General features: G+C 72.5%; 8 protein-coding genes and 1 pseudogene. 5 read left to right on the forward strand and 4 right to left on the reverse strand.

The window, feature by feature from the left end:
• The first annotated feature begins 203 nt into the window (after window positions 1–203).
• Together ACWGJY_RS33730 and ACWGJY_RS33735 are read left to right on the forward strand one after the other, a co-directional pair.
• Entirely contained in the window at window positions 204–524 is a 321-nt protein-coding gene (locus ACWGJY_RS33730; protein WP_453264689.1) for a bifunctional 3-phenylpropionate/cinnamic acid dioxygenase ferredoxin subunit, read from the forward strand.
• On the forward strand, window positions 521–1,693 hold the full coding sequence (locus ACWGJY_RS33735; protein WP_453264690.1) for an NAD(P)/FAD-dependent oxidoreductase: 1,173 nt from the start codon (window positions 521–523) through the stop codon (window positions 1,691–1,693). The genes ACWGJY_RS33730 and ACWGJY_RS33735 overlap by 4 nt, the downstream gene beginning before the upstream one ends.
• Window positions 1,694–1,818: 125 nt before the next feature.
• Here ACWGJY_RS33735 and ACWGJY_RS33740 read toward each other — a convergent pair whose 3' ends face one another.
• The 4 genes and pseudogenes from ACWGJY_RS33740 to ACWGJY_RS33755 all read right to left on the reverse strand — a co-directional run bounded on the left by ACWGJY_RS33740 (window position 1,819) and on the right by ACWGJY_RS33755 (window position 3,727).
• Window positions 1,819–2,151, reverse strand: coding sequence for a hypothetical protein (locus ACWGJY_RS33740; RefSeq protein ID WP_453264691.1), 333 nt, complete (start codon window positions 2,149–2,151; stop codon window positions 1,819–1,821).
• A gap of 50 nt (window positions 2,152–2,201) precedes the next feature.
• Window positions 2,202–2,372 (reverse strand): annotated as a pseudogene (locus ACWGJY_RS33745) (SDR family NAD(P)-dependent oxidoreductase); the annotation flags it as partial.
• Between the two features lie 111 nt (window positions 2,373–2,483).
• A complete protein-coding gene (locus tag ACWGJY_RS33750; RefSeq protein ID WP_453264692.1) occupies window positions 2,484–2,693 on the reverse strand; it encodes a hypothetical protein in 210 nt (69 codons plus the stop codon).
• Window positions 2,690–3,727, reverse strand: coding sequence for a hypothetical protein (locus ACWGJY_RS33755; protein ID WP_453264693.1), 1,038 nt, complete (start codon window positions 3,725–3,727; stop codon window positions 2,690–2,692). The genes ACWGJY_RS33750 and ACWGJY_RS33755 overlap by 4 nt, the downstream gene beginning before the upstream one ends.
• Window positions 3,728–4,012: 285 nt before the next feature.
• Here ACWGJY_RS33755 and ACWGJY_RS33760 point away from each other — a divergent pair, with 285 nt between their 5' ends.
• From ACWGJY_RS33760 to ACWGJY_RS33770, 3 genes are all read left to right on the forward strand, one after another.
• A complete protein-coding gene (locus ACWGJY_RS33760; RefSeq protein WP_453264694.1) occupies window positions 4,013–4,207 on the forward strand; it encodes a hypothetical protein in 195 nt (64 codons plus the stop codon).
• A 132-nt stretch (window positions 4,208–4,339) separates the two neighbouring features.
• Window positions 4,340–4,561 (forward strand): hypothetical protein, encoded by a 222-nt coding sequence (locus ACWGJY_RS33765; protein WP_453264695.1) that lies wholly within the window; start codon window positions 4,340–4,342, stop codon window positions 4,559–4,561.
• Between the two features lie 104 nt (window positions 4,562–4,665).
• The gene (locus ACWGJY_RS33770) at window positions 4,666–5,904 is read left to right on the forward strand and encodes an SPFH domain-containing protein (RefSeq protein WP_453264696.1); all 1,239 of its coding nucleotides are present in this window, start codon (window positions 4,666–4,668) and stop codon (window positions 5,902–5,904) included.
• The last annotated feature ends 96 nt before the right edge of the window (window positions 5,905–6,000 follow it).

The following is a 6,000-nucleotide window of genomic DNA, read 5'->3' on the forward strand; positions in this document are numbered from 1 at the left end:
CCCCGGCACGCACGGCAACCGACGCCGTCCGTCACCCGCCGGGGCTCGCCACCCGGCAACCCGGCCGGGGCCCGGGAAGTGAAGGACCGTCAATTCCGGGGACCGCTTGACGCATCGGCTCCCCATCTGGATTCTGTTGCGCATAGCGCTTCATCGTGCGCACCGCGAAACTCGATGATACCGAACAGCAACAGGGGGGTCCTGTGATTCCTGTCTGCCCGCTCGCCGACCTGCCGACAGGCGAGTCCGTACGCATCGACACCGCACCACCGATCGCCGTCTTCAACGCCGACGGGCAGTTGTACGCCATCGACGACACCTGCACCCACCAGGACGCCTCGCTGTCGGACGGCTGGCTGGAAGGGTGTCTGGTCGAATGCCCGCTGCATGCCGCTTCCTTCGATCTCCGCACCGGAGCGCCGGCCTGCCTGCCCGCCCGCCGGGCCGTGCGCACCCACCCCGTGACCGTCGAGGACGGCATGATCTACGTCCGGCACGCCGCCGAGGAGGGCCACGCCGCATGAAGTCGGTCGCTGTCATCGGGGCCTCGCTGGCAGGCCTGTACGCCGCGCGGGCCCTGCGCGCCCAGGGGTTCGACGGCCGTCTGGTGATCGTCGGCGACGAGCACCACCGCCCGTACGACAGGCCCCCGCTGTCCAAGGACTTCCTCACCGGCGCCACCGCCGGCCAGGGCCAACTGGCCCTGGCCGACGCCGAGGAGATCGCCGAACTGGACGCCGAATGGCTACTGGGAACCCGGGCCACCGGACTCGACACCGGCGGTCGCACGGTGCTTCTCGACGGCGGCCGGTCCCTGGCCGCCGACGGCGTGGTCCTCGCCACCGGCGCCGCCCCGCGCCGCCTCCCCGGCCCGGTACCCGGCGGAGCCCACACCCTGCGCACCCTCGATGACGCCCAGGCGCTCCGCGCGGACCTGGCATCGGGCCCGGTCCGCGTGGTCGTGATCGGCGGCGGCTTCATCGGCGCCGAGGTCGCCTCGTCCTGCGCCGCCCTCGGCCACGACGTGACCGTGGTCGAGGCCGCCGCGCTCCCCCTCGTCCCCCAACTCGGCAGCGCCATGGCCGAGATCTGCTCCGCCCTCCATGCGGACCACGGCGTCACCCTGCTCACCGGCACCGGCGTCGCCCATCTGCACAGCGGCGGCACCGGGAACCGCGTCACCGGGGTCGAGCTGGCCGACGGCCGGCTGCTCCCCGCCGAGGTGGTCGTCATCGGCATCGGGGTGCGCCCGCGCACCGACTGGCTGGCGGACTGCGGACTGCCGCTCGACGACGGGGTGCTGTGCGACGCGGGCTGTGTCACCCCGCTGCCCGCCATCGTGGCCGTCGGCGACGTCGCCAGGGTGAACGGCAGCCGCGCCGAGCACTGGACCAGCGCCACCGAACAGGCCGCGGTCGCCGCGCAGAACCTGCTGGCCGGCGCCACCGTCGTCACCCACCGGAGCCTGCCGTACTTCTGGTCCGACCAGTACGGCGTACGGATCCAGTTCGCCGGCCGCAGACTGCCCACCGACACCCCGCGCATCGTCGAGGGCTCCCCCGACGACCGCAGCTTCCTCGCCTGTTACGAGCGGGACGGGCGTACCACCGCGGTGCTCGCCCTCAACCGTCCGCGTCCCTTCCTGCGTATACGCCGCGAACTCGCCCGCGCCGCCCAGCCGGCCACCACCTGACCTCCGCCCGGAAAGGCGCCGCCCCCGGCGGCCTCTCGACGGCCCCCGGCGGCCACTCGACAGCTCCCGGACGCCGTGGAACCCCGGCCGTCAGCCCGCGCGCGAGGATCCCCGGGACGAGCCGCTCACGCCCGCGGCGCGGGGGCGTGCTCGCGCAGGATCCGCTCCACGGCTGCGGCGTCGTCCGGCGTGACGAACGGACGGACGAAGCGGCCGAGGTCGAGGATCAGCGCGTCCTTCTTCGAGAACCGCCCCGGGTCCAGACTCGCCCAGTAGCGCGGATGCGCCGTCCCCCAGATCCGGGCCTGCCCGCTGAAGGTACCGATCTCCACCCGCTCCACCGCGCGAACCGCAGCGTAGCGGACGGTCTTCGTTCCCCACGGGAAGTAGTAGCCGCGGATGCGGAGGGCATCGGGGGTGCACTCGATCCAGCGGTCCCGGTAAAGGGCTCCTGTCATCGTCCGTCTCAGCCTTTCGCGCCGTCACGGGCCTCGATACGGAAGGAGAACGCGGCGCCGCCGGGGGCGAACGCCGCGGTCCCCTCGGCGAGGCGGTGCAGCGGTCCGGGCCGGCGACCGGAGATCACCACCTGGTGTCCGGCCGCCCGCAGCAGCCGTGCGGTGGCGGCGCCGATGCCCGTACCGCCGCCCGTTGCGATGACAACTCGCTGTTCCGTCATGGTCGTTCACGCCTCCGGGAAAGGTCATCTGCCGCTCTCGCGAGCATACGGACGATCACCGCAGGCCGGGCGGAGACCTTCGGACCATGACGGAACATTGGCGCGCGGCGGTCAGACCGCCGTCAGCCGGGCGGTCGCGGCATCGACGGTCTGGGTGAGCAGGGCGGCGATGGCCATCGGTCCGACACCGCCGGAACCGGGGTGATCAGGGAGGCAAGGGCGCACCGAACCGAAGTCCACGTCACCGGCATTGCCCGGGTTGGCACCGGCATCGATCACGACGGCCGGGCCGGCCGGGCGCCCGTGGGGGCGGCCCGTCACCCACCGCCGCCCTGGCCGGGCGCGGAGAGGGGCGGGGTGGGGGTGGTGGGGGTGGTGGGGGTGGTGGGGGTGGTGGCTTCCCACTGGCTGAGGATGCCGTCCCAGTCGTGCTGGGCGGCGGTGATGGCGTTGGCGTCCCAGGTGGGAGGGGAGGGCTGCTGATACTGCGGGTGCTGTGGGTATTGCTGATGCTGCTGCGGGTGCTCCTCGTAGACCCGGTACTCCTGGTACTCCTGGTACTCCTGCTGCTCCGGGTAACTCTGGTACGGCTGCTGCTTCCAGGTCTCCTTCTCGTAGGGCTCCCGTGGAGGCTGCGGTGGCCGCTCACGCCAGGCCGGATGGCTGGTCTCGTTCTGCGGGGAGGGCGGCAGATTGGCCATCCGGCGGTGCCGGCCCGTGCGGTCCGGTGGGGTCGGCTGGGCCGGGCGGCTTTCGGCGGAGAGCTGTTGTGCGCGGGCGACAAGGAGCCGGACATCGAGACCGAGTTCGGTGGCGAGGGCGGTGAGGTCAACTCCGTTGTGCCAGCCGCTCATCAGGACCGCGTCCAGGGCCGGGGCCCAGGCGGGCTCGGTGAGCGGCGGGGCGGCGGCCGGGGCCACCGCGGCGGGAGCCGTGGGGTGCGCGGCCGGAGCCGTGGGAGGCGCGGCGGGAGTCGTGGGAGGCGCGGCGGCGTGCGCCGCGGGAGGCGCGGCCGGATGCGCCGCGGAGTGCGCGGGTGGCGTGGCGGGGTGCGCGGCGGCCTGCTGGGCCGGGGGCTGCTCGCGTGTGGTCTGGGCGAGTAGGCTCTTGGCGACCGCGCGGGCGTCCTCCTTGCCCACCGTGCGGCGGGCCAGGCGCACTTCGCGCTCGTCCAGGCCGAGCAGCTCCGCGACCACCGCGTCGCTGCCCACGGTCACGGCGAAGGCGGCCAGGGTCCGCGAACGGCGCGCCTCGGCCTCGTCGAGGAGTCCCTGTGTACGGCGGACCTCGTCATCGCTGCTGCAAAACGCCTGTGCGAGTACGGCATGGCGCTCCCACAACTCCCTCGGTTCCATGACTGCGACAACGTTTCTTCGCCCGGATTGGACCGCTTCCCGGCTATAGATCACTGCATAAGGTGATATTCGAGAGAGATATACCCTTGTCTCCACACGGGAAGTACGGACCGCTGCAAAGATACGCAGTGACTCCAGGGCGGAAGAATCGTTTCTACGGCCATGAGCGACCCCACTTCCGGCACTGTCGCAGGTCACGGACAGCCCCCTCTCCCCCACCCCGGGCAAACGCCACGGTGGATCACCGCGGAGGTCATCAGGCAGACGCCGGTGTACGCCGGGCTGGTGAAGCAGTGGACCGAGCGCGCCGCCACCGTGCCCGGGGTCGCCGATCCGGAGTGGCAGCGCCTGGTCTCCTACCACGCGCTGATGGAGGAGACCGAGACCGCGCTCACGGCCCTGCGCCCCCATCGCGCGCCCGATGTGCTGCCACCGAGGAAGCCGGTGCCCGCGGCCCGTACCGCCCGTCTCGACGCCTGAACACGCGGTGCGCCCAAGGCCGGGGCCGACGGCCTGAAGCGGCGCCCCGGCCGGAGTACCGTTGAGTTGTCGAGGATTTACCGCTGCCCGGCGCCCGCGTCGGCAGCGGCTTTGACCAGCGACGGAGCCCGGGTGAGCGCAACGGATGACACGGACTTCAGCCCGATCGGGGTGATCGGGCGGGTGACCGTCTCGATCCCGAGCGACGGACCGGGCGAGGTGCTGCTGCCCGTACGCGGCGGCACCGAGGCCTTCGCCGCCTGGTCCCGTGCACCCATCCCCCGCCATACCCAGGTCATCGTGGTGGACCACACCTCGGCGCGGTCGGTGATCGTCGCGCCGCTGCCCGCGTGAACCGGCCGCTCCAAAACCGTGGCCGGCCAGGTGGGCCTTCCCTATCCCGCGGCCGTCCCCGCACCCCCACCGGGGCCGGTTCACACCGGACCAGGAGCCTTGCGATGTTGTTCTGGCATGTTCCTGCGCCGAACGAGGCGCTGTTGATCTCCGGCTCGAAGCGCCGGACCGGGGACGCCCAATTCCGTATCGTCACGGGCCATGGCTGCTGGGTCATGCCCGTCAAACAGAAGGCGAGCGTGCTGGCGCTGTCGCTGCGGGAGGCCGAGATCTCCGAGGACTGCGTCACCCAGCAGGGCATCCGGATCGGGGTCCGGGCGGTCGCCGTCTTCAAGGTCGGGGACGACCAGACCTCGATCGCCAACGCCGCGCGCCGGTTCCTGGACGAGCAGACCACCATGGAGGAACTGGTGGGCCGGATCTTCGCCGGTCATCTGCGGTCGATCGTCGGCGGGCTGACCGTCGAGCAGATCATCCGGGAACGGGACCGGGTCGCCCAGGAGGTGAAGGACGGCAGCCACTCCGAGATGGAGAAGCTCGGCATCGTCGTCGACGCCCTGCAGATCCAGGAGATCGCCGACACCTCGGGCTACATCACCAATCTCGCCGCCCCGCATGCCGCGGCGGTCGCCAGCGCGGCCCGGATCGCGCAGGCCAAGGCCGACCAGGAAGCGACCGAGCGGGAACAGCAGGCGGCGGCGCTCAAGGCGGAGTACGAGCGGGACACCGCGATCAAGCGGGCCGGGTTCCTCGCCGAGACCGAGCAGTCCAACGCCCGCGCCGCACAGGCCGGCCCGCTCTCGCAGGCCAGGGCCTCACAGGAGGTCATCGAGGAGCAGACCGCGCTGGCCCAGCGGCAGGCCTCGCTCGCCGCCCAGCGGCTGGAGGCCGAGGTGCGCCGCCCGGCGGACGCCGAGGCCTACCGGCTCCGCACCCTGGCGGAGGCACAGCGTGACCAGGTCCGTTTCGAGGCGGATGCCCACGCCTACACGGAGCGGGCCGTCGCCCAGGCACGGGCCGATGCGAACACGGCCCTCGCGGGCTCCCTGCGGGACGGCAACCAGGAGCTGATCGCCGCCAACCGCACCATCGAGAACCTCCCCGCACTCGCCAAGGCCGCCGCCGAGGGCCTCTCCGGCTCCCAGCTGACCGTCCTCAACGGCACCGACGGGGTGAACGAGCTCGCCTCCGGCATCGTCGGCCAGGGGCTCGCCATTCTCGACGGCCTGAAGAAGGGGATCACCACACCCGGCTCCGCTCCCCCGCTCGCCGACGGCGCGGGGCCGCTGCCGCAGAAGGTGACGAATCTGAAGCGGGACGGCACCGGATCCGGCTCGTCCTGACCCTTCCCGTACCGCACCGGCGGGCCGGCCGGGCGGAAGGTCTGCCGGGGGTGCGGGCCGCGGGACACCTTCCGTCTCAGGCGTCCCCGCCTGCCG

This window comes from Streptomyces sp. NPDC054765 (assembly GCF_053612065.1).

Excerpts from the sequence above, each read along its gene's own strand:
- ACWGJY_RS33770 (WP_453264696.1), top strand. The coding sequence starts at position 4,666 with ATGTTGTTCTGGCATGTTCCTGCGCCGAACGAGGCGCTGTTGATCTCC.
- ACWGJY_RS33740 (WP_453264691.1), bottom strand. The coding sequence starts at position 2,151 with ATGACAGGAGCCCTTTACCGGGACCGCTGGATCGAGTGCACCCCCGAT.
- ACWGJY_RS33755 (WP_453264693.1), bottom strand. The coding sequence starts at position 3,727 with ATGGAACCGAGGGAGTTGTGGGAGCGCCATGCCGTACTCGCACAGGCG.
- ACWGJY_RS33735 (WP_453264690.1), top strand. The coding sequence starts at position 521 with ATGAAGTCGGTCGCTGTCATCGGGGCCTCGCTGGCAGGCCTGTACGCC.